Raw genomic sequence first — 22,668 nt, 5'->3', positions numbered from 1 at the left:
CGTCCCTTCCGGCGTCTGGGGAGATCAGGGTCTGTCGCTGCCGACGATCCACATCGCGAAGAACTGGGCGCCGCCGCCGTAGGCGTGGCCGAGCGCCCGCCGGGCACCGTCCACCTGGTGCTCGCCCGCCCGGCCGCGCACCTGCAGCGCCGCCTCGGCGAACCGGATCATCCCGGACGCGCCGATCGGGTTGGACGACAGCACGCCGCCGGAGGCGTTCCACGGGATGTCGCCGTCCAGTGCCGTCGCGCCGGCCTCGGTGAGCTTCCAGCCCTCGTTGTCGCCGCAGAAGCCGAGGTTCTCCAGCCACATCGGCTCGTACCAGGAGAACGGGACGTACACCTCGGCGCAGTCGAGCTCGTTCCGCGGGTCGGTGATGCCGGCCTGCCGGTACACGTCGGCCGCCGCGTCCTTGCCGCCCTGCGGGCTGACCGTGTCGCGGCCCGCGAACTGCATCGGCTCCGACCGCATCGCCGTGCCGTGCACCCACGCGGGCGGGTGCGGGGCCTTCTTCGCCGCGTCCTCCGACGCCAGCACCATCGCGCACGCGCCGTCCGACGACGGGCACGTCTCCAGGTAGCGGATCGGCTCCCACAGCATCGGGGTCGACTCGACCATCTCCCGGGAGATGCCGGGGATCTTCAAGTGCGCGTACGGGTTCTTCAGCGCGTTCTGCCGGTCCTTGACCGCGACCAGCGTCCCGATGTGGTCGGGGGCGCCCGACCTGCGCATGTAGGCGCGGATGTGCGGGGCGAAGTACCCACCGGCGCCGACGACGAGGGACGTGGTGAACGGCCCGTTCACCGTCAGCGCCCACGTCGCGTTGGACTCCGACTGCTTCTCCCACGCGATCGTGAGGACCCGCTCGTGCACCCCGGACTGGATCAGGTTCGCCGCGACGATCGCCGTGGACCCGCCGACCGAGCCGGCCGTGTGCACCCGCAGCAGCGGCTTGCCGGTCGCGCCCAGCGCGTCCGCCAGGAAGAGCTCCGGCATGACCACGCCCTCGAACAGGTCGGGCGCCTTGCCGACCACGACGGCGTCGATGTCCTTCCAGGTCAGCCCGGCGTCGTCGAGGGCGCGGCGGGCCGCCTGGCGGACCAGGCCCGCCATCGACACGTCCAGCCGCCTGGTCTTGTACTCGGTCTGCCCGATGCCGATGACCGCACAGGACTTAGCCATTCTTCTCTCCCGACAGGACGCACACGAGGTTCTGCTGGAGGCACGGGCCGGACGCGGCGTGCCCGAGCGCCCGGGACGCCGTCCCGTCGTGGACGCGGGACGCGGCCTCGCCGATCCGGATGAGGCCCGCCGCCATCACCGGGTTCGCCGACAGCGCCCCGCCGGACGGGTTGACCGCCACGCCGTCGCCCAGGCCGAGCGCCTCGCGCAGGATCAGCTCCTCGTGGCTGAACTGCGCGTGCAGCTCCGCGACCTCGATGCCGGTCGCGCCCGCCCGCTCCCCCGCGAGGCGGGCGGCCTCGGAGCGGGTCAGGTCGCGCACGCCCAGCGCGTGCGGCTCGGTGCGGTGGTCGATGCCGGTGATCCACGCCGGCCGCTCGCACAGCTCCCGGGCCCGGTCGCCGGCCGCGAGGACGATCGCCGCGGCCCCGTCGGTGACCGGCGCGACGTCGTAGGGGTGCAGCGGCGCCACGTCGTAGTCGTCGCCCTCGGGCTCCGGAAGGTCCAGCGCGAACGGATTGTCGCGCCCGGACGCCCGGGACCGGGCCGCGACCGCACGCAGGTCGTCCTCCTTCACACCCGACCTGTCCATGTACGCACGGGCCTGCATGGCCGCCATCGACACCTGGTCGACGCCGAGCGGCGCCAGGTGGTACGGGTCGAGCTGTTGGGTCATGACCGCGCGGAGGTCGCCCTGGGACGACTTGCCGAACCCGTAGACGAGCGCGGTGTCGATCTGCCCGATCTGGAGCTTCACCCACGCCTCGTACAGCGCCCACGCGCCGTCCATCTCGACGTGGCTCTCGGAGATCGGCGGCCACGCGCCGAGCGTGTCGAGCGCGGAGACGAAGGCGAACGGCGCCCCCTGGAGGTAGTCGCACGAGCCCGAGCAGGTGAACCCGAAGCGGGACAGCCCGGTCCGCTCCTTGATCTCCGTGATCACCGGCAGGACGATCTCGGTCTCCGCGAGCCCCTGGTCCTCGGCGCTGTGCCGGCTCTGCGCGAACGCGACGACTGCGACATCACGCATCACATGAAGTCCTTGATCTCTTCGAAGGGGACGTCGGGCTCGTCGATCGGCTCGAACCACTTGATGTTGGCCATCGACCGGTCCCACTCCTCGCGCGGGCGCCACGCCGCCCTCACCCGCATGCCCATCCGCACCTGGTCGGCGGGGATGCCCGCGACGAGCGTCAGCATCGTCAGGCCCGCGCCGTCCAGCAGGACGTAGGCGGACACGAACGGCACCTCGGGCGCGCGCGGGTCGGGGATGTTGTTGACCGCGAAGGTGGTGACCGTGCCGGTGTCGGGCAGCTCCACCTCCTCAGAGGTGGGGACGCCGTCGCGCGGGCAGAACCCCTTCATCGGCACGATGACCTTCTCGCACACGGGGCAGCGGTGCCCGATGATCCGGCCCTCGGAGATCCCCTCCAGGAACCGGCCGAGCGCCCGGCCGCCCTTGAGCCGGTACTCCAGCGAGGCCTGCGGGTTGATCATGGTGACCTCGGGCAGGAAGCACTCGATGTCGCCGATCGTCCCGGTCCGCTCCGCGCGGTACTTCGGCCGCACCCGCATCCCGGTCTTCAGGAACTTCGGCGGCTTCGCGCCCGCCTCGAAGAGGCCGAGGTCGAGCGCGTGCAGCAGCGCGGTGTCGGCGCCGTCCGGCCGGATCAGCGCCCACGCGAACGGGCGGTCGAACGGGTGCCCCTTCGCCGGGCGCGGCACCCACGACCAGGTGGTGACGGTGCCGGCGGGCCCGACCTCGACGAACTCGTCCGTGACGTCCTCGCCGGTCTCGGGGTCGCACTCCTGCGGCGGGACGAGCACCCTGCCGCCCGCCGTCCGGACGCCGACCATCCGGCCGTCGCGCAGCTCGCTGAGGAAGCGCCCGATCACCGGGCCGACCGAGCGGGTGTAGCCGCCGGGGAAGCCGACGACGTGGTTCGGCTCGACCGGCCCCTCGTTAGATGGCACTGTCGCGGTCCTTCCAGTACGGGTCGCGCAGCTTGCGCTTGAGGAGCTTGCCGTTGGGCTCGCGCGGCATCGTCTCGATGAAGTCGATGGATTTCGGCCACTTCATCTTGGCGAGCCGACCCTCCAGCGAGGCGAGGATCTCCCGCGCCAGCTCCGGGCCGGGCTCGACGCCCTCGGCGGGCTCGACGACCGCCTTGATCTGCTCGCCCCACTCCTCGTCCGGGATGCCGAACACGGCCACGTCCCCGACCTTCGGATGCAGGATGATCTCGTTCTCGATCTCGGCCGGGTAGATGTTGGCGCCACCCGAGATGATCATGTCGGCCTTGCGGTCGGACAGGAACAGGAACCCGTCCTCGGTCAGGTAGCCGATGTCACCGACGGTGAAGAAGTCCCCACCTATCGAGGGGGGTCGACCCCCCGCACCCCCCGGTTCTTTGTGGAGGCGGTTCTTCTCCGTCTTCTCGCGGTCGCCCTTGTACTCGAACTCGACGCCGGCCATCTTCATGTAGATCGTGCCGTGCGTCCCGGCCGGGACCGGGTCGCCGTCGTCGTCGACGATCAGCAGCTCGCTGATGGGCCAGGCGTTGCCGACCGTGCCGGGGTGGGCGCGCCAGTCGGCCGGGCTGGCGATCGTCCCGCCGCCCTCGGTCGCCGCGTAGTACTCCCAGATGCAGTCGCCCCACCATTCGAGCATCTGCTGCTTGATCGGCACCGGGCAGGGCGCCGCCGCGTGGATCGCCCACTTCATGCTGGACACGTCGTACCGGGACCGGACGTCCTCGGGCAGCGCCAGCAGGCGCTTGAAGTGCGTCGGCACCATGTGGGTATTGCTCACGCGGTACTTCTGGATCATTCTCAGGGTGTCTTCGGCGTCCCACCGGTCCATGTAGACGACCGTGTGGCCCATGTGGAGGGCGGTGCCGCCGAACTGGGTGACCGCCGTGTGGTAGTTCGGCGAGGTGATCAGATGGGCCTGTTGCTCGCCCCCGGCCGGGAGCCCCGGCGGGATGCCGAACAGGCCGAGCAGGAACGTCATCAGCTCGGCGCTGTCGTCGGGGTCGATGTGCATCAGCGCCCGCTTGACGCCCTTCGGCCGTCCCGTCGTCCCGGACGTGTAGTGCATCGTGGCGCCGTTGCCGCGGTCGTCGGGAAGGGAGTCGGGCTGACCCTCGACCAGTTCGGCGTAGGGGCGGAAGCCCTCGACGTCCCCGAGGCCGAACCGCCGGTGCGCCTCGATCTCCTCGCCGGCCCGCACGCCCTCAATCGCGTAGCGCTCGTGCACGAAGAACGCCTTGGCCTCGCTGTCGGCCACGATGTAGCCGATCTCCGGGCCGGTCAGGTGCCAGTTGATCGGCGTGTAGTACCAGCCCGCCTGGAGCGCCGCCAGATACAGGACGAGCCCGTCGACGCCGTTCGGGACGAGGCCGCAGATGCCGTCGCCCTTCTCCAGTCCCAGCGCGCGCAGCCCGTGGACGAGCCGGTTCGAGCGGGCCAGCAGGTCACCCGCGGTGTGCTCCGTCCCGTCCGGATCGACGGCCGCTACCCACTCGGGATCGGCCTGCGCCAACCGCCAAAAGCCCAATGACCCCATCGGATCTCCCTAGGTGACCGCGTTGAGCACCGGCGTCCGCAGCGGCGCCCGGCGACCAAAGTAGATCACGTTCTCGTTTTGGAGTTCAACCCCTACCGGTAGGGCAACGGCTTAACTAGAATCTGTTCTCGTTTGACATCTGAGCTGGAGGAACCCATGGCGGAACGACTGCCGATCAGCACCGAGGACTGCATCGTCGAGCGGGACGGGCACGTCGTCATCGTCACGATGAACCGCCCGGAGGCGCGCAACGCGCTCAGCTCCTCGATGCTGGTCGGTCTCGCCGACGCCTGGGCCTACATCTCCGACACCCCCGAGGTGCGTGCCGGAATCCTCACCGGGGCCGAGGGGACGTTCTGCGCCGGCGCCGACCTGAAGGCCATGGGCCAGCAGCCGTCCGACCCCAAGGTCCAGGAGCGCATGGCGCAGATCCCGAACTTCCACTGGAAGGGCCTGCTCCGCGAAGGGCGGCCCACCAAGCCGCTCATCTGCGCCATCGAGGGCTACGCGGTGGCCGGCGGCACCGAGCTGCTCGTCGGCACCGACCTGCGGGTGGTCGCCGAGGGCGCGACCCTCGGCCTGTACGAGGCCAGGCGCGGCCTGTTCCCCATGGGCGGCTCCGCGATCCGGCTCCCCCGCCAGATCGGTTACGCCAACGCGATGGACATCCTGCTCACCGCCCGTTCGGTGACCCCGCGGGAGGCGCTGGACATGGGGCTGATCAACAAGATCGTCCCGGACGGCACCGCGCTCGCCGCCGCCCGCGAGCTCGCCGGCCAGATCGCCGGGTGCGGGCCCCTCGCCGTCCAGGCCATCCTGCGCACCTACCGCGAGACCGAGCACCTCTCCGAGGAGGACGCCCTCAAGATCTCCGACGAGATCGGCTGGCCCGTCATCGGCTCCGAGGACGCCAAGGAGGGCTCCCGGGCCTTCAAGGAGAAGCGGCCCCCCGTCTACCACGGCAGGTGATCGCCGCGCCGAGGCGCCCGCACGCGCGCTCCCGGCCGCTTCCGGCCAGGGGGGCGCGTGCCGATGGCGCTTTAGGGGCTGTCCGAAAAGGCATGCCTGGTTTGTTGCTTTTCTGACGTGGCACCGCTGGGGGCGAAGCGAGTCACGGAAGGACTGAGCGGGCCATGGCCTTGCACATAGGACGCAAGCGGAGCGAGTCCACGGAGGCGACCCCCCGGCGGCGGCTCTGGCCGCGGCGGCCGGCGACGGACGAGACCGGCAAGACCGCGGTGGTCGAGCGCAGGCCGCGGCGGTGGCGGCGGAGCAGGCAGAACCCGGTCAGCGCGATGATCCTGGCCGCGGGCTGGGCCGCCGCCGCGATCCTCGCCCTCGGCATGCTGCTGACCTGGGGCGACGCCAACCCGGCGAACATGCTCGTGGACGCCACGCTCGACGCCGGGCGCTGGCTCGCCACGCCGTTCCACGACGTCTTCACCCGGTCCGACCCGCGGGAGCAGCTCTACATCAACTGGACGCTCGCGGGCGTCGTCTACTACGTCATCGCCCGCGCCCTGTCCTGGATGACGCGCTTCTGAGGCGGCGTGGCCCCCGCGCCGAGACGCGCGTCTCGGCGCGGGGGCTCTGCGCCGGTGTCAGCCGCTGCGCCAGTGCGCCAGGTCGGTGTACCGGGTCGCGTCGGTGATGGTGCTGCCGACCGCCCACACGGTCGTGGTGCCCGGGCGGACGGCCAGCGCGGAGACCCTCACCGTCGTCCCGGCGGGCCGGGTCAGCGTCTCCTCGGTCCATGCGCCCGCCGCGGTGCGGTGACGCACGGTGCCGCTGCCCGACAGGACCCAGATGCCGCCCGCGCCGTCCGAGGTGACCTCGGTCATGCTGCTGCCGGCGCCGCCGAGGACGCTGGTCCACTTGGTGCCGTTCCAGTGCGCCAGCAGCGAGCGGGAGACCGTCTCGCCCCCCTCGCCCGGCACCTGCACCGAGCCGACCGCCCACACGTCGTCGCCGGAGGCGGCGTACACGTCGTGCAGGGTCGAGGCGACCTCGCCCGGGACGGTCCCGTCGACCGCGGGGAACGGAACGTCGGTCCAGGACGTGCCGTTCCAGTGGGCGGTGGCGGGCTGCCCGTCCGCCGAGCCGACCGCCCACGCGCTGGTGGGCGAGACGGCCGCGAGCGCGCGGGGCCTGATCCCGATCGGGGTGTCGGCCCAGGACGTGCCGTTCCAGTGCTTGGCCGTCGAGAAGCCGACCGCCCACGCGCTGCCGGGGCCGGCGGTGGCGATGTCGTAAGGCTGGAAGCTCAGCGGGACCTTGTACGTGGTCCAGCTCGTGCCGTTCCAGCGCAGCAGGGCGTTCGAGTCGCCCGAGGTGTTGAGCTGGGCGGCCACCCACAGGTTCGACGCCGACGTGGCCGAGGCCGCCCTGAGGCGATACGGCGCGACGGAGGCGGGCAGCGCCACGTCGCTCCAGGTGCCGCCCGTCAGCCGCTGGAGGACCGGCTTGTACGCCGGGGACTTCTGCAGGCCGCCGACGGCCCACAGGGTGCCGTCCGGCGCCGAGGCGAGGTCGCTGAGAACGCTGCCGGCGTCGGCCGCCGGGTCGCTCTGGACGATCGGCCACGCCGTCCCCGCGGCCGCCGCGACGGAGGACGCCGCACGCTGCTCGTCCGGGTCCGTCGCGGTGATCCCGACCGTGACCGCCACCGCGCCCAGCGCGAGGGCCGTGCCTGCGACGGCCAGTGTCCTGCTTCTCTTCACAAGGCCTCATCCACCCATTAATGATCTTGCCGGAGAGCAGAACGTAGCAGGACGGAACGGACTCTTGAGCGCATTTGATGATCTTGTCGCGACGATCCTTCGTCCGCACCTCCACACGATGCGTCGCGGGCACCGGCCCGGCGGCGAACAGCACGCCGCCGCGCCCGGGGCGGGACGCGGCGGCGCTGGGAGGACGGTCAGCCTTCGGTGATGGTGTTGAGGCGCTCGATGGCCTCGACGTACTCCTCGATGAGGTCGTAGACCACCTGCGCGGCCGGTTTGACCTGGTTCATCGAGCCGACGATCTGGCCGACGGGGAAGGTCACCAGCTCGCCGTCGCCGGACCGCTGGATGCGGGGCAGGGCGTCCGCGATCAGCATGAACTGCATCGGCATCGGGAGGTAGCCGGGCGAGTCCTCCCTCTCCCACGCCTCGGTCCACGCGGTCTTGAGGAAGCGCGCCGGCTTGCCGGTCCAGGCCCGGGACCGGACCGTGTCGCGGGACGTGGCGCTCAGCAGCTTCGGCAGCGCCCGCTCGGGGGTGTCGGCCTCGTCCACGGTCAGCCAGATCGAGCCCGTCCAGACGCCGTCGGCGCCGAGCGCCATGCCGGCCGCCATCTGCCGGCCGCGGCCGATGCCGCCCGCGGCGAGCACGATGGTGTCCTCGCCGACGGCGTCGACCACCTCGGGGATGAGGACCATCGTGGCCACGTCGCCGGTGTGGCCGCCGGCCTCGGTGCCCTGCGCGACGATGATGTCGACGCCGACCTCGACCTGCTTGCGGGCGTGCCGGGCGTTGGAGGCGAGCCCGGCGACCTTGACGCCGTGCTCGTGCGCCTGCTCGACGACGTCGGCCGGGGGCGGGCCGAGCGCGTTGGCGAGCAGCGCGATCGGGTGTTTGAGGGCGACCTCGACCTGCGGGCGCGCGGTCACGTCCGTCCAGCCGAGCAGCGCCTTGCCGGCCTGCTCGCTGGGCGGGTCGACACCGTGCTCGGCCAGCAGGTTCTCCAGGAACTCCTTGTTCTCCGCCGGGATCATGCCCTGGAGCCTGCCGAGGAGCTCCTCGGCGTCGCCCATGTCGGCGCCCTCGTACTTGGCGGGCATGACGACGTCCACGCCGTAGGGCCTGCCGCCGACGTGCTCGTCGATCCACTTCAGCTCGAGTTCGAGCTCCTCGGGGGTGAAGTGCAGGGCGCCGAGGACGCCCATGCCGCCGGCGCGGCTCACCGCGGCGACGACGTCGCGGCAGTGACTGAACGCGAAGATCGGGTACTCGATGCCGAATAGTTCGGTGACTCGTGTCCGCACAGCCTCGACCCTAGGCGCGCGCCGACAAAACTGCAACAGGTTCTACTTAGTGATATCGAGTCGGACGTGCCACGCCCCTCCACCTAGAACACGTATCATCCTGCCGGTCTCGCGCGGGCAGGCCGACGGCCCGCGCGGCGGCGGGTCGGGAGACGGCGGGAACCGGCCGGGACGGGTCAGCGGCGTCGCGCGGGCCCCGCGGCCCGGCGCTGCTGGCGCTGGCTGCCCGGGGCCTGGCGGCGCGGCGGGGCCGCCCGGGCGACCGGCGAGGCGGGAGGCCGCGGCGGGCCGGACGGGGTCATGTCGCCGAACTTGCCGTCGGCGCGGCGCGGCGCCTCGATCGGCGGCGGCTCGCGCCGGGCCATGGCGAGGAAGCCGCCGGCGAACAGCAGGATCAGCCCGAAGAAGACCGCGGCGCCGGGCAGGTAGCTGCGCACCAGGTCGATCTGCAGGTTCTTGCCGTTGGCCAGGTCGACCATGGCCTTCTGGTCCTTGTCGACGCTGACCAGGTCGGCCTGCGCGACGATCATCGTGCCCTTGCCGTCCGGGGTGCGGACGGTGCTGCGGATGTTCTTGCGGTGCTTGACCGGGATGCCCGTACGCGGGTCGACCCAGATGGTGTTGTAGGCCTCGGTGTACCGGTCGACCTTCTGGTTGCCCGCGTCCCCCGGCAGCCCGAGCATCTTGGCGGGCAGCTTGGTGTCGAGCGCCGCCGTCTTGGTCAGCGGGATCGTCTGGGTGTAGCGGTACGTCGTGAGCCCGTGCACCTTCTCGACGGCGTTGAACTGCATCGGCGCCGACTGCTTGGTCGTGGTGTCGTAGACGGGGTAGTCCCGCTTCTGCACGTTCCCGGTCGGGAACAGCAGGCCGTAGCCCGACATCCGGACCGTGTTGTCGCCGTCCACGTTCGTGCCGCAGCAGTTGACCAGCGCCATCGTCCGGCGGTCGAACGCGATGCGGAAGCCCTGGATCTGGATGGGCTTGTCCGGGTTGGCCTGGTCGTAGATGTTGGTCGTGGAGTCCCAGACGGCGATGTCGTCATTGCCCTCGTTGGCGCGGACGTCCCCGCGGACGGTGTTCTTGGCCAGGAGGGTGACGCCGGTCTTCAGCTTCAGGTCGGCCTGGTCGAAGTACGTGGAGTTCTTCGACTCGAGGTTCGTCACCTGGTACTGGTTCAGCGGCGCGACGATCACCTGGTCGGCCACGTAGAAGCGGACGAGCGGCGCGAGCGTGAGGAAGAAGGCGCCCAACCCGATCAGGACCAGGCCGACCGTTCGCCGCATCAACACCTCCGGGGGCTGCCGTCGTCGCCCACGGCCGACGGGCCACATCCAGCTTGTCCGGGTCACCCTACCGGACACCCGTACTGGTCGGTAAGCTCCCCGTTACCTCGCGGGCCCGGCCCGGCGGGACGACCGGACGACACCTTCACCAGCGGCGACGATCACGAACAGCGAGGTGGCCGATGACCTCGGCGCCCCCGAGGCGGGACGCCCGCCCTCTCGGGCACGGGCACGGGCACCGGCACGGGCACCGGGCGACGCTGGCGCGGTCGGTGCGGCTGCTGAGCGCGTTCCGCCGCGAGCAGAGCGAGCCGGAGCACTTCTACGACCTGATGGCGCGGGACACCGTCGCCCTGCTCGGCTCCTACACCGGCCTCGACGGCGCGACCGTCGTCGACGTCGGCACGGGCTCCGGGTTCTTCGCCCGCGCGCTGGCCGCCGCCGGGGCGCGCTGCACCGGCATCGACCACGACCTCTCCGAGCTGACCGCGCACGGCGTCCCCGGGCCGAACACCCTCGTCGCCAGCGCGATGGCCCTTCCCTTCCGGACGGGCTCGGCGGACGTGTGCTTCTCCTCGAACGTCCTGGAACACGTCCCCGACCCGTGGCGGATGGCCGGCGAGATGGTCCGGGTGACCCGGCCGGGCGGGACGGTCTTCCTGTCGTTCACCAACTGGCTGTCCCCGTGGGGCGGCCACGAGACCTCGCCCTGGCACTACCTCGGCGGCGACCGGGCGGCGCGCCGGTACGAGCGCCGCAACGGGCACCCGCCGAAGAACCGGTACGGGCACAGCCTGCATCCGGTATCGGTGTCGGCGGCCCTGGCGTGGGCGCGCGGGCGTACCGACGCGACGATCCTGGACGCCCTCCCCCGCTACCATCCGCGCTGGGCCGAGGGCATCGTCCGCATCCCGGGTCTGCGGGAGATCGCCACCTGGAACCTCGTCCTGGTGCTGAGGAAGAACGGCCCGTGAGGACGTCCGCGCAGGCGGCCAGGCCCGCACCGCCGCCGATCTCCGGGCACCAGGACACCCTCGACGGCGTCCGGGCCATCGCGGCGCTCGCCGTGCTGGTCTTCCACGTCGCCAGCACCGCGGGCTCCATCACCAACCCGAGCGGCGTGCGGTGGCTGTTCAACGGCGGCCAGGTCGGCGTGCCCATCTTCTTCACGCTGTCCGGGCTGCTGCTCTACCGGCCCTGGGCCGCGGCCGCCCTGGACGGGCGGGCCGCCCCGCGCACGATCACCTACCTCCGCCGGCGGGTGCTGCGCATCATGCCCGCCTACTGGGCGGTGATCGTCGTCTTCATGGCCACGGCGGGGCGCGACCACATCGGCGACTGGGTCACCTGGGCCTCGCTGCTCACGGTGTCGCACACCTACCTGCCGGGGCCGTGGTGGGACAGCGACCTCGGCCCGGCGCACCTGGGGCAGCTCTGGAGCCTGGTGATCGAGGTCGCCTGGTACGTCACGCTGCCGGTCACCGCGGCGGTCCTCGGCTGGTACGCGCGGCGGGTGCGCACCCACGACGTCGGCGTCCGGGCCAGGCGGCTCCTCGTCGGCATCGGCGTGTACGGGGCGCTGTCGTTCCCGTGGACGGCCCTCATGTTCGTCCCGGCACGCAACTCCCAGATGGGGCTGTGGCTGCCGCGGTACTTCGCCTGGTTCGCGATCGGGATGGCGCTCGCGGTCGTCACGGTCTGGGCGCGGCTGGACGAGCGGCGCCCGGTCGCGGCCCTGTGCCGGGCCGTGTCGGACTCGTGGGCGGCGTGCTGGGTCGCCGCGGCGATGCTCTACGTCGTCGCCGCGACACCGGCGGCGGGGCCGCTCAGCCTCCAGACGCCGGACGCGTTCTGGACGTCCACGCTGCACCTGATCGTGTTCGGGCTGTGCGCGGCGGCGCTGGTCGCCCCCGTGGCGCTCGCCCCGCCGGGGCAGCCCGCGCTCGGCGCCGTCCTCGGCAATCCGGTGATGCGGTTCCTCGGCCGCATCTCCTACGGGGTGTTCCTCTGGCAGCTACTGATCATCGTTTCCTGGTACGAGGCCGCCGACCGGGTGTTCCGGGGGGACGTGGCGACGGATCTTCCGCTGATGGCCGCGGCGTCCATCGCAGCGGGGGCCCTGAGCTACTACCTGGTGGAGTGGCCGGTCCGGCGGCTGACCCGCCGCCGCGACCGGTCCCGTCCGGCCCCGGCTCGGGCGCCGTCCAGCTGAGCGCGATCCGCCCGCCCGCGGCGCCGCCGCCCGGCGGCTTCGGCCGCCACAACTCGACCGCGACCCGGCCGACGATCACCAGGCCGAGCAGCTGCGGGACGACGTCGCCGAGCGCGCCGGACGGGGCGGCGGGATTGTCGATCAGCTGCAGCCGGAGGCCCGCGGCGAGGCAGCCCGTCCCGGCCAGCATGGCGAGCGCGACCGGCCACGGGGAGGCGAGGGCGCGCGGGACGGCGGAGCGGCGGGTCCGCGCCCAGCCGCAGCAGAGCGCGACTCCGGTGGTGACGGCGGCGCCGGGGACGCCGGCGATCCAGCCGCCGAGCGCCGCGGCGAACCCGACAGCCGCCCACGCGGGCCAGCCCGTCCCGGCGACGAGGGCGCGGGGGTCCGGGCGGCGCCCGCCCTCGCGCCGCCCCCGCCAGACGGCGGCGAGCAGCAGGACCAGGAGCAGGTTCAGCCCGGCGACGACCGCGATCCGCTGCGCCCGGTCGGGCGTGTAGGTCAGCTCGACCGCGCCGCTGGTGCCCTCGGGGACGATCCAGCCCTGCTTCCACCCGTCCAGCCGCACGGCCCGCAGCTCGGTGCCGCCGGCCGTCGCGCGCCAGCCGCTGTTGAAGTTCTCGTTCACGGTGAGGAACGAGGTGGTCGCGGCGTCCACCTCCAGCTCGCGGGAGCTCGGCCCCCAGCTGATCACCTTGACCCGCTGCGGCGGGCGCGCGGCGGCCGCCCCGGGCTTGGCCCCCACCGTCACCGACTCGACGCGGAAGGAGTCGAGCGGCACCGACGCCAGCCGGTTCGGGCCGGCGTCGAGCGCGGCCCGCCGGCACGCGCTGAACGCCAGCGGGCGCCCGGCGAGCAGGTCACCGAGGGTGCCGGTCGCCTTCGTCGGGACGGTCGCGGCGCCGATCCGCAGCTTCGGGCCGTACCCGCACGGAAGCTGGAGCGGGTAGGTGCGCACGTCCGGGAAGGGTTTCACGCCCGGGACGGCGATCTCGGCGATCTGGATCGGCTGGGTGCGGTTGTCCTTGAAGAACGTGAGCTTCAGCCGGTCGGTCGTGATGGGGGCGAACGACAGCCGGCCTTGGGCGTCCGACAGTCCTTCGCGGATCTCGCCGTTGCCGCCCTCGACCCGGACGCGGATCGGTCCCGACGCGCTGGGGGGACGCGTCACCGTGATGGTCGACAGCCGCTTGCGGCCCTTCCAGCGAAGGTCGTACGCGGGCGCGCTCTCCTTCTCCCCCGCGATCCAGGCCGTCGCCAGGTCGCCGTCGAACGCGGACCGGGGCTGGTCGGCGGGATGCTCCGACAGCGTCGAGCCGGCCGACACCACCGGCTGGCCGTGCACGGCGGCGTACCGGGCGATGAGCCGCTGGTCGGTGAGGACGGCCATGCCGGTGACGGGCGCCTTCGCGGCGGCCGGGGACGTGAACGTCCGCTCGAACCCGGCGCCCTCCTCATCGCCGGAACCGAGGTCGGGCGAGCACACCCATCGCCGGCTGCCCTTCATGCACTCGCCCGCGGCCCCCGGCGGCCGGCTCATCACGTACGTGGCCGGGCCGTCGGCACCGGCGGGCGCGGGCATCGTGAAGGTGCGGGTGGGCCGGACGCCGCCGATGGACAGCTCCGCCACGCCCGCCCGGGTGAACGCGGGGACCGGGGGCGTCGAGGCCAGGGCGGTGATGCGCAGCCGCAGCCAGCGGGTCGGGCCGCCCGGCGCGCGGAGCGGCTGCTCGGTCGCGATCTTCTGGACGTCCTGCTCCAGCGTCCCGTTCTCGGTCTGGACGGCGACCCGCGTGACCGGTGGCCCGAGGAGGCCGTTCTGCACGAACACGGCGGTCAGGTCCCGCACGTCGCGGGGCCTGTCGAAGTCGACGCGGAGCCACTGCCCGGACGGGCCGTTCCAGCCGCCGGTCTCCCAGGCGGTGAACCGGTCGCCGTCGAGGGCCGCGAACGGGGTCGCCTCGGGCTTGCGGGCCTGCGGAATCGCCTCCTCGTCCGCCGCCGACGACGACGCCGTGACATCGCGGACGCCGCCGCCGTACGTCACGTGGGTCGCGTACCGCCTCCACCCCTTGTCCAGGACGTCGGTCGACTCGCCCCGGCGGGCGGCGGTGAGCGTCGGGGACGTCTGGTGCAGCTCGCCGAAGTTGCGGCGCAGCAGGCGGGGCGAGTCGGTCACGACCGGGGCGCCCTTGAGATCGGGGGCGTCGTCGTCGAGCAGGACGGGCCCGTCCGGAAGCACCTCGTCGTCGGCCATGGCCAGCAGGGACTCCGGACCGCCGTAGACGCGGACCGGGTCCGAGGCGTCGGCGAGGCCGGCGACGTCGGCGGCGCCCTCGACCTCGTACACCTCCAGCGCGGGGTACTTCTGGTCGACGGCGGACACCGCGTCGTCGGTGTCGCCGCCGACCGGCGCGCCGAACGAGGCGACCCTGCGCAGACCGGGCGAGCCGTCGAGCGCCTGGTGGAGGCGGGCGGGCCACGCGCCGCGCAGCGTCTCGCGCCGCAGGTCATTGCGGACCAGGACGTACCGGACGCCCATCCGGCCGAGGAACGCGCTCAGCCCCGGCGAGCCCTGCCCCGACCGCACCTGCTGGTCGATCGCGTCCAGGGCCCGCGTGTAGCCGGGAGATCCGGCCGGGACGAGCTGGCGGACGCCCCATCTCGCCTGCAGGAGGGGCTGGACGATGTCGTCCATCGGCCGCCCCCACAGGTACTCGCCGAACGGCGCCCCGGGGACGGCGAGCACGCCCTGCTGGCCGGCCCGCGCGTTGATCCAGGACGCGGCGTCCCGCCAGTGGCGGGGCACCTCCGGGAAGTCGCCCGGCCCGGTCAGGCCGTGCGAGGCGGCGGTGAGGCCGATGCCGCCGAGCGCGACGGCGGCGGCCGCGGGCAGGCTCGCGAGCGACCGCAGCGCCCGCCCGGCCGCCGGTCCGGTGCCGCCGCTCAGGCTCCGCACACCGGCCCCGCGGCGCTGGGCGCCCCGGGCCTCCCGGGCGCGCCGGGCGGCCGCGACGAGCACGTGGGCGAGGCCGAGCGCGAGTGGGAGCCGGACGACCGCGTCGAACTTGTGCAGGTTGCGCAGGGGCGCGAGCGGGCCGTCCAGCAGGTCGCGGAGCCGGTCCGCGAGGGGTCCCGGGATGTCGCTGATGTGGCCCATCGACAGGATCGCCAGCCCGGCCAGCAGCGTGAGCAGCAGGAACGTCCGCTCCGGCAGCAGCCGGCTCAGCAGCCCGGCGAGCCCGAGCGCCGCGACGGCGCCGGTGCACAGGACCGGCAGCGGTCCGAGCGACAGCCCGTGCCCGACCGGCCACCAGACCTGCCCGTCCACGATCAGGTAGTTGACCCAGCGCTCCGCCCCGCGCAGCACGTTGATCAGCCCGGTCGGCCCGGTCGTCGTCTCCGCCTTCTCGGTGTAGGTCAGCCAGGAGAACCCGTACGTGCCGGTCAGCAGCAGCGGGGCCAGCCACCAGGCGGTCGCCGCGCCCGCGCACACCGACCACCACGCGAGCATCCGGGCCCGGAACGACCCGCGGGGCCTCGTCAGGACGTACACGACCGGGACGACCAGGACGGCGACGGTCGCGGTCGCGTTGATGCCGCCGCAGCAGGCGATCGCGAGGCCCGACCGGGCCGCCGCCTTCAGCCGCCCGCTCTCGCCGGACGCCGCGGCGACCAGCGGCAGGACGATCCAGGGCAGCATCGCGGCCGGCAGGTACTCCGAGGAGATCTGGCCGAGCGTGGCCAGCGCGTTCGGGGCGATCGCGTACGCCATCGCGGCGAACAGGCGGGCGCCCTGCCCTCCGCCGAGCCCATCGCCGGGCCCCTCAGTGGCAGGGCCGCCGATGCCGAGGCGCTCCGCCAGCCGCCACGTGCCGACGAACGCCAGGCACATCAGCAGCGCCAGCCAGAGCCGCTGGGTGACCCAGGCGGGCATGCCGGCGACGTCGCCGAGCGCGAAGAACGGGCCCATCGGGAACAGGTAGCCGACGGCCTGGTTCTGGAGCTGGCCGAACTGCTCCTGGTCCCACAGGTGCAGGGCGCGGCCGAGGAACCCGAGCGGGTTCACCGCCATGTCGATCTTGGTGTCGGCGAGGATGGCGCCCGGACGGGTGCCGAACGCGAGCGCGGTCAGCGTCAGGCAGCAGGCGAGGACGCGGATCCGCTCCCGCAGCCGCCCGGCGGCGTCCAGGCCCTCCGGCCCGCCGGCCCCCGGCGCGGGCGGGCGCGGCGCACCGGTGCGGGGCGGGTTCGCCTCTCCCACGGCCATGCTCGCCCTTCGCCCCTTCCTGTGCTCCGCCCGGCGTCAGCGATGCCGGTCGGGGTGCTCGTCACCGTACCGGCGGCCGGCCGCGTCCCGGACCGCGGAGGCGACGAGGTCCCGCATCCGGCCGGCGGTGTGCGCCCAGTCGAATTCCGCCGCCCAGGCCCGGCACTCCGTGGCGATCCGGTCCCGGTTCGCGGCGTCGGCCAGCTCCTTGAGGGCCCGCCGGACGACGTCGGCCCGGTCGTCGCCCTCGCGGACGAGCCATCCGGTGGTCCCGTCGCGGACCGCGTCGCGCAGGCCGTCCACGTCGTGCGCGACGGTCGGGACGCCGAGCGCGGCGGCCTCGATCACGCTGAGGCCCCATCCCTCGCCCTGGGACGTGCTGAGGTGCAGGTCGGCCCGGGCGACCAGGGACGCCTTGACGCGCTCGGGAACGTAGCCGTGCGCGATGACGGCGCCGTCCAGGCCGCGGGCCGCGATCCCGGCCGCGAGCGCGTCCGCTTCGGGCCCGCCCCCGACGAGGTGGAGCCGGAGACCGGGATGGCTCTCGGCGAGGTCCTCCGCCAGGTCGAGGAGCAGGTCGAGGCGCTTGTGCGGGACGAGCCGGGACACGCAGACGAGATCGGGGTCCCCCCTGGGCCCGGTGACCGTGCCGTCCGGTTCGGCGACCACCGACCCGTTGGGGACGATGTGGGTCGGGCCCGTCCAGCCCAGCCGGTCCCGGACGGCGCGCCGCGTGGACGGCGAAACGACCACGAACGCGTGCCGCCGGTACGTCCAGCGGCTCACCGGCCCCTCCAGCACCTGGCCGACCCAGGCCAGCCATCTGGGGAAGTACAGGCCGAACTGGGCGTCGTGCACATGGTGGACGACGCAGAAGACCGGTACCCGGCGAGGCAGCACCCAGGGCGTGAAGAACGGGATGCCGTTCTGGCAGTCGATGACCGCGTCGAAGCGGCCTCGGCGCCGTCCCAGCCGGTGCCAGAGCATCCACAGCAGGACGAGCGGGTAGACGGTGAAACGGCCACCGAGGCGGACGAACTCGACGTCCTCCACCCGATCCGTGCGCTTCTGGCCGGGCGCCCTGGACGTGACGTAATCGACGCGGTCCCCCTCCGCGGCGAACCTGCGCGCGAGCTCCCAGGCGTAGCGTTCGGCGCCGCCCGCGGCGGGATGCCAGGGATCCCGCCAGTTGACGACCGCGACCCGCAGACCCTCGCTCATCCCGTCTCGGCGGCCGGCGCCGACGCCTTTTTCGCGAGGGGAAGCGGGCCCGGCTCGCCGAACGCCGCCCGGACGGGCACGACCGGGATGTTCGACTTCACCGGCACCGCGGGCAACCGGAAACCGGCGCGCGCGCGGATCCGGGCCAGGTCGAGCAGGCATTGCAGCGAATGGCGCCGGACCGAGAACGTCGAGCCCGCACGGTCGCGCCAGACCACCGGGATGTCGGTCACGGACGCTCCCCGCCGCACGCAGTGGGCGAGCAGCTCGACGTCGAAGGAGAAGCCCGTCGTGCGCAGATCGGCCGCGGCGGCGCGCCCCAGCGGGCCGAAGAAGAACTTGAAGCCGCACTGGGTGTCGGCGATTCCGCCCGCGAGATCGCGGACGATGCGGTTGAACGTGATGGCTCCGAGCCGCCTGACGGGCAGCGCGTAGCCTTCGACGACCGACCGACCGTGGCGCCTTGACCCGACCACGACCGGGCGGCCCCCGCGCAGCAGGACGATGGCTTCGTCCAGAGCCGCGAGGTCTGTTGCCATATCGGCGTCCATGAAGCCTACATAAGGAGCGCGGGTCGCGAGGAGTCCCGCGCGGACCGCGGCGCCTTTTCCGCGGGTTTCGCAGTGCACCAGCCGCACCGGCACGGGCCCGTCCCAGGCGCGGACGATGTCCGCCGTCCCGTCGGTGCTGGCGTTGTCGACGACGATGACCTCCGCGCGCACCGGCAGCCCCGCGAGCCTGTCGCAGAGCAGCCCCAGCCCCGCCGGGAGCCGGTCCGCCTCGTTGTAGGCGGGAACCACGATCTCCAGGAGGACGGAACGGTCCCGCCGGGTCCCCATCAGGGCCTTCAGGTCACCGGGAGCCGTAGTTGTACAGCGGCTTGATGACGGGGTCCTTCTGGGAGGCGTTCGCGAGCTGGACCGCGCCGAACGACGCTCCGGCGGCCAGCAGGACGCCGACGACGGCGGCGATGGCGATGCGCATCAGGGGGGTCCTTCGTCAGTGATCAGGGCGTCGGGGGTGGGGGTTGCGGGGCGGGGTACCGCCGAGTAACGGAAAGCTCAGAGTAGTCCGTGGGGGCAGGATTGACCAGAAAACGGCCAGACTCAACGCGATCCACGCGGCCACCACGGGCACCACGGGAACCTCGTCGCCGGGGGCGGCCGCGGTCCCCTCGATCCGATAGACGGCCAGGTCAGCGCCTTGAAACACCGGAGTGGCCGGACCGGACGGGCGCAGCGTCCCGAGCTCCGCGTCGACCACGACGTACCGTACGCCCGCGTCACGCAGCGTCACGGCGGACGGCGCGCCGGTACGGGCCGCCGGCGCGAGCCGCACGGCCCTCGGGTCCTCGGGCGCCACGGTCGTGCCGTCCACGGTGACGGCGTCGTCCACGACGACGCGGCGGTGCAGGTAGCGGGGCAGCGGGTCGAGCACCCGGCGGCCGTGGTTCCACGGGTAGCTCCGGTAGGAGGCCCAGGGCAGGACCAGCACGTCCCCGGCCGCGGGGTCGCCGTCGATGATCCGCTTCGCCCGCGCCCAGTCGTCGGGGTACCGGACGGCCCGCAGGTCGCCCGCCGCGCCCCAGGCCAGCGTCGGCAACAGAAGCACCGGGACGGCGATCGCCGCGGCGGCCACACCCGGCCAGCGCGCCTCGGCCGCCCGGTCGGCCGCCGTCCCGAGCCCCACGGCGACGAGAACGGCGAGCGGTGCCGCGTACTGCTGCCCGTCCCGCAGGACGGCGAAGCCGGGCCAGAGACCGATCACGGCTTCGAGGGCGCCGGGCGCGACCGCTCCCAGCGCCGCCACGGCGAACCCGATCGCGGCGGCGACGGCGAGGCCGCGGCGCCAGGCGGGCTCCCGGCACCATCTCCAGTAGGCGAGCAGCGCGACGACCACCACGACCAGCCAGATCGTCGCCGTGACGGGTGCTCCGTACCCGCTCGGGACCGTCTCGCCGTTCCAGACACCGCCCAGCAGGAGGAGGCTTCCGAGCGTCCCGAACGGCGTGTCGGCCCTGGCGGCGAACAGGTCGACGGCCGTCCCGTCCCCGGGCACCCCGGCGGGACGCAGCGCCCCGGGGATCAGCCAGGGGAGGCTCAGTGCCCCCGCCGCCGCGAGGACCCGCAGCGCGGCCCGGGTCCGGCCCGTCGCCACGGCGACCGGCAACGCCGTGATGGCGGTGACGGCCAGCGCGGCGAACCCGCCGACGGCGGCCGGGATCAGCGCGCGGACGAGGCGGCGGCCTCCCCCCGGCTCGTCCGTCCGGGCGGCGGCCGCGACCACCCAGGGCAGGGCCGCGTAGCCGAGCAGCAGGGCCCACTGGCCCAGGAGCAGCCGCTCGGCGACGAACGGGTTCCAGGCATAGCAGGCGCCCGCGGCGAGCCGCGGGGCCGGCCGGCGGGTCGGCACCAGCGACGCCGCCGACGCGCACGCCATGACGAAGATCGCGAGCACGACGAGCTTCTGCACGGCGTCCGAGGGGATGACGGCGGCGAGCGCGGTGACGAACGCGTCGCTCGGGACGTGCCGGGGAACGACCCCGGTCAGCCCGAACGTCATGCGGGTGAACGCCGGATCCGGGACGAACACCATGTCGTACGACAGCACGAAGCCGGGCGCGAGCCCCGGCCCCAGCGCCGCGAGCCCGAGCCCGAGCCCGGTCAGCGCGGCCACCAGGTGCCGCGTCCGGTCGTTCAAGGAGTCCGTCTCCGCATGTGAGCCTGGACGCTACCCCACCCGCCGGCCGGCTACCGGGCCGGCTCGGGGTCGCGGGGCAGGCCGAGGATGCGCTCGCCGATCACGTTCAGGTTGACCTCGGTGGTGCCGCCGCCGATGGTCATCGCGCGGGACGCCAGCAGGAGGCGGGTCCAGCGGGCGCGCAGCGCGTCCTGCCGGCCGCCGGTGAGCGCGCCCTCCTCGCCGAGCAGCGTGAACCCGAACTCGGTCACCTGCTGGCCGTGCTCCATCGCGACCAGCTTCCGGACGTTCGCCGTCGCGCCCGGGTCCGTCCCCGACAGCTGCTTCAGCGTGGCGCGCAGTCCGAGCAGGTTGAACGAGTGCTCGTCGCAGACCAGGCGCCCGATGCCGTCGCGGACCACCGGATCGCCGTCCAGGCCCAGTTCGGCGGCCAGTTCGAGCAGCTTCGGCAGGTCGCCGCCGAGCTGGAAGCTGCTGGTCAGGCCGACGCGCTCGTTCGCCAGCGTGGTGCGGGCGACGCGCCAGCCCGCGTTGACGGGTCCGACGACCAGGTCGTCCGGGACGAACACGCCGTCCAGGAACACCTCGTTGAACACGGCGTCGCCCGTGCACTCGCGCAGCGGCCGGATCTCGATGCCCGGCGACGCCATGTCGACGAGGAAGTAGGTGATGCCGTCGTGCTTGGGGCGGTCAGGGTCGGTCCGCGCGATGCAGATGCCCCACTGCGCCTCGCGGGCGAGCGACGTCCAGATCTTCTGGCCGGTGATCGTCCAGCCGCCCTCGACGCGCTCGGCGCGCGTGCGCAGCCCGGCGAGGTCGGAGCCCGCGCCCGGCTCGGAGAACAGCTGGCACCAGATGATCTCGCCGCGCAGCGTGGGCGGCAGGAACCGCTCCTGCTGCTCGGCCGTCCCGTACTGGACGAGCGACGGGACGACCCACGCCGCGATCATCAGCGGCACCGGGCGCACGTTCGCCGCCTTCAGCTCCTGCTGGATCACGACCTGCTCCAGCGGGCCGGCGCCCCGCCCCCACGGCTCCGGCAGGTGCGGCGTCACCCAGCCGCCCTCCGCCATCGCGGCCCGCTGGTCGAGCGGCTCCAGGGCGGCCAGCTCGGCGACCCGGGCCCGGATCTCCTCGCGGACCGGCTCGGCGTCCTCGGCCAGCTCGATGCTCATCGGGCGCCTGACCCCCTGGACGGCGAGGGCGGCGACGTCCGCCCGGTGCTTGCTCGCCCGTCCGAGGAGCCCGCGAAGGGTCAGGGCCCTCCGGTAGAGCAGATGGGCGTCGTGCTCGTAGGTGTAGCCGATGCCTCCGTGCACCTGGATGTTGCCCTCGGCGCAGGTCACGGCGGCGTCGGCGGCCAGTGCGGCGGCCACCCCGACGGCGTGGGCGCGCTGGTCCTCCGGCTCGTCGAGGGCCCGTGCCGCGTCCCACACCGCCGCCCTGGCGCGCTCTACGGCGATGAGCATCCGGGCGCACTTGTGCTTGATGCCCTGGAACTGGCCGATCGGACGGCCGAACTGCTCGCGGAGCTTCGCGTACGCGACGGCGTCGTCCAGGGCACGTCCCGCCACACCGCAGGCCTCGGCTCCCAGAAGGACGGCCGCGCAGGCATGGGCATCGACGCCGGTGAGGACGCGTTCGTCCGGGACGGTCACGCCGTCGACCGTTACCGACCCCACAGGACGCGTGATGTCGAGAGACTCCAGCGACCCCACCGTGACCTCGTCCCGTCCGAGGACGACCCAGCCGTCACCGGCCGGGAGCACGAACAGGTCGGCCAGCGGCGCACCCAGGACCGGCTGAAGCTTGCCTGAGACGGTGTCGCCGTCCTTGGTCAGGCTCCCCGACAGCCCGATCGCCGCCCTGCTCGACCCGTCGGCCAGCCCGCGCACGTCGCCCCCGGCCGCGTGCAGGACCGCGGACGCCAGCACCGTCGGCGTGTACGCGCCGGGGGCCATCGCCCGGCCGAGCTCCTCCAGCGTCACGGCCTGCTCCAGAACCCCGAAGCCCTGCCCGCCGGCGTCCTCGGGCAGGTGCAGCCCGGGAAGGCCCTGCGCGGCGAGCGCCGGCCAGAAACCGTCGTCCGCGTCCCGGACCGCCTTCGGCGTGATGTCGCGGGCGGCGAACGCGCGCACCGACGCCGCGAGCGCCTCGTGTTCTTCGGTCAAGCCGATGGCCATGGCCACACCTTTCCGCAGGGGT

General features: G+C 73.4%; 16 protein-coding genes and 1 pseudogene. 4 read left to right on the top strand and 13 right to left on the bottom strand.

The window, feature by feature from the left end:
• Nucleotides 1-24 precede the first annotated feature (24 nt).
• Genes ABGB11_RS00640 through ABGB11_RS00625 form a run of 4 tightly spaced genes read right to left on the bottom strand, consistent with a single transcriptional unit; the run spans nucleotide 25 to nucleotide 4,750 of the window.
• Nucleotides 25-1,182, bottom strand: a complete 1,158-nt coding sequence (locus ABGB11_RS00640) for a thiolase domain-containing protein (RefSeq protein WP_347627610.1) — start codon at nucleotides 1,180-1,182, stop codon at nucleotides 25-27.
• Complete coding sequence (locus ABGB11_RS00635) at nucleotides 1,175-2,212, bottom strand: thiolase domain-containing protein (protein WP_347627608.1); 1,038 nt, start codon at nucleotides 2,210-2,212, stop codon at nucleotides 1,175-1,177. Before ABGB11_RS00635 ends, ABGB11_RS00640 begins: the two co-directional genes overlap by 8 nt.
• Nucleotides 2,212-3,156: an OB-fold domain-containing protein gene (locus ABGB11_RS00630; RefSeq protein WP_347627606.1), complete on the bottom strand. Its 945-nt coding sequence runs from the start codon at nucleotides 3,154-3,156 to the stop codon at nucleotides 2,212-2,214. The genes ABGB11_RS00635 and ABGB11_RS00630 overlap by 1 nt, the downstream gene beginning before the upstream one ends.
• On the bottom strand, nucleotides 3,146-4,750 hold the full coding sequence (locus ABGB11_RS00625; protein WP_347627604.1) for an acyl-CoA synthetase: 1,605 nt from the start codon (nucleotides 4,748-4,750) through the stop codon (nucleotides 3,146-3,148). Before ABGB11_RS00625 ends, ABGB11_RS00630 begins: the two co-directional genes overlap by 11 nt.
• Nucleotides 4,751-4,906: 156 nt before the next feature.
• Here ABGB11_RS00625 and ABGB11_RS00620 point away from each other — a divergent pair, with 156 nt between their 5' ends.
• The gene (locus ABGB11_RS00620; protein ID WP_347627602.1) at nucleotides 4,907-5,719 is read left to right on the top strand and encodes a crotonase/enoyl-CoA hydratase family protein; all 813 of its coding nucleotides are present in this window, start codon (nucleotides 4,907-4,909) and stop codon (nucleotides 5,717-5,719) included.
• 164 nt (nucleotides 5,720-5,883) lie between these two features.
• Entirely contained in the window at nucleotides 5,884-6,294 is a 411-nt protein-coding gene (locus tag ABGB11_RS00615; RefSeq protein WP_347627600.1) for a hypothetical protein, read from the top strand.
• A 57-nt stretch (nucleotides 6,295-6,351) separates the two neighbouring features.
• Here the strand turns inward: ABGB11_RS00615 and ABGB11_RS00610 are convergent, their stop codons facing one another.
• The 3 genes from ABGB11_RS00610 to ABGB11_RS00600 all read right to left on the bottom strand — a co-directional run bounded on the left by ABGB11_RS00610 (nucleotide 6,352) and on the right by ABGB11_RS00600 (nucleotide 10,060).
• Entirely contained in the window at nucleotides 6,352-7,470 is a 1,119-nt protein-coding gene (locus ABGB11_RS00610; RefSeq protein WP_347627598.1) for a hypothetical protein, read from the bottom strand.
• 197 nt (nucleotides 7,471-7,667) lie between these two features.
• Nucleotides 7,668-8,777, bottom strand: coding sequence for a nitronate monooxygenase (locus tag ABGB11_RS00605; protein ID WP_347627596.1), 1,110 nt, complete (start codon nucleotides 8,775-8,777; stop codon nucleotides 7,668-7,670).
• 176 nt (nucleotides 8,778-8,953) lie between these two features.
• Complete coding sequence (locus tag ABGB11_RS00600) at nucleotides 8,954-10,060, bottom strand: DUF3068 domain-containing protein (protein WP_347627594.1); 1,107 nt, start codon at nucleotides 10,058-10,060, stop codon at nucleotides 8,954-8,956.
• Between the two features lie 182 nt (nucleotides 10,061-10,242).
• Here ABGB11_RS00600 and ABGB11_RS00595 point away from each other — a divergent pair, with 182 nt between their 5' ends.
• Both ABGB11_RS00595 and ABGB11_RS00590 read left to right on the top strand, forming a co-directional pair.
• Entirely contained in the window at nucleotides 10,243-11,034 is a 792-nt protein-coding gene (locus ABGB11_RS00595; RefSeq protein WP_347627592.1) for a class I SAM-dependent methyltransferase, read from the top strand.
• Nucleotides 11,031-12,272 carry an acyltransferase gene (locus ABGB11_RS00590; RefSeq protein WP_347627590.1) on the top strand — a complete coding sequence of 414 codons (1,242 nt, stop codon included), beginning with the start codon at nucleotides 11,031-11,033 and terminating at the stop codon, nucleotides 12,270-12,272. The genes ABGB11_RS00595 and ABGB11_RS00590 overlap by 4 nt, the downstream gene beginning before the upstream one ends.
• 1,780 nt (nucleotides 12,273-14,052) lie before the next feature.
• Here ABGB11_RS00590 and ABGB11_RS00585 read toward each other — a convergent pair.
• From ABGB11_RS00585 to ABGB11_RS00560, 6 genes and pseudogenes are all read right to left on the bottom strand, one after another.
• Nucleotides 14,053-16,542, bottom strand: a pseudogene (locus ABGB11_RS00585) (alpha-(1->3)-arabinofuranosyltransferase family protein); the annotation flags it as partial.
• A 36-nt stretch (nucleotides 16,543-16,578) separates the two neighbouring features.
• Nucleotides 16,579-17,763: a glycosyltransferase family 4 protein gene (locus tag ABGB11_RS00580; RefSeq protein ID WP_347627588.1), complete on the bottom strand. Its 1,185-nt coding sequence runs from the start codon at nucleotides 17,761-17,763 to the stop codon at nucleotides 16,579-16,581.
• On the bottom strand, nucleotides 17,760-18,602 hold the full coding sequence (locus tag ABGB11_RS00575; RefSeq protein ID WP_347627586.1) for a glycosyltransferase: 843 nt from the start codon (nucleotides 18,600-18,602) through the stop codon (nucleotides 17,760-17,762). The genes ABGB11_RS00580 and ABGB11_RS00575 overlap by 4 nt, the downstream gene beginning before the upstream one ends.
• Nucleotides 18,603-18,615: 13 nt before the next feature.
• Complete coding sequence (locus tag ABGB11_RS00570) at nucleotides 18,616-18,747, bottom strand: hypothetical protein (RefSeq protein ID WP_021592999.1); 132 nt, start codon at nucleotides 18,745-18,747, stop codon at nucleotides 18,616-18,618.
• Between the two features lie 15 nt (nucleotides 18,748-18,762).
• On the bottom strand, nucleotides 18,763-20,463 hold the full coding sequence (locus ABGB11_RS00565) for a hypothetical protein (RefSeq protein ID WP_347627584.1): 1,701 nt from the start codon (nucleotides 20,461-20,463) through the stop codon (nucleotides 18,763-18,765).
• Between the two features lie 50 nt (nucleotides 20,464-20,513).
• Complete coding sequence (locus ABGB11_RS00560; RefSeq protein WP_347627582.1) at nucleotides 20,514-22,646, bottom strand: acyl-CoA dehydrogenase; 2,133 nt, start codon at nucleotides 22,644-22,646, stop codon at nucleotides 20,514-20,516.
• Nucleotides 22,647-22,668: the final 22 nt, after the last annotated feature.

The organism is Actinomadura sp. B10D3 (genome assembly GCF_039871695.1).
Taxonomy (GTDB): domain Bacteria; phylum Actinomycetota; class Actinomycetes; order Streptosporangiales; family Streptosporangiaceae; genus Spirillospora; species Spirillospora madurae.
This window is presented reverse-complemented; position numbering and strand designations above follow the sequence as displayed.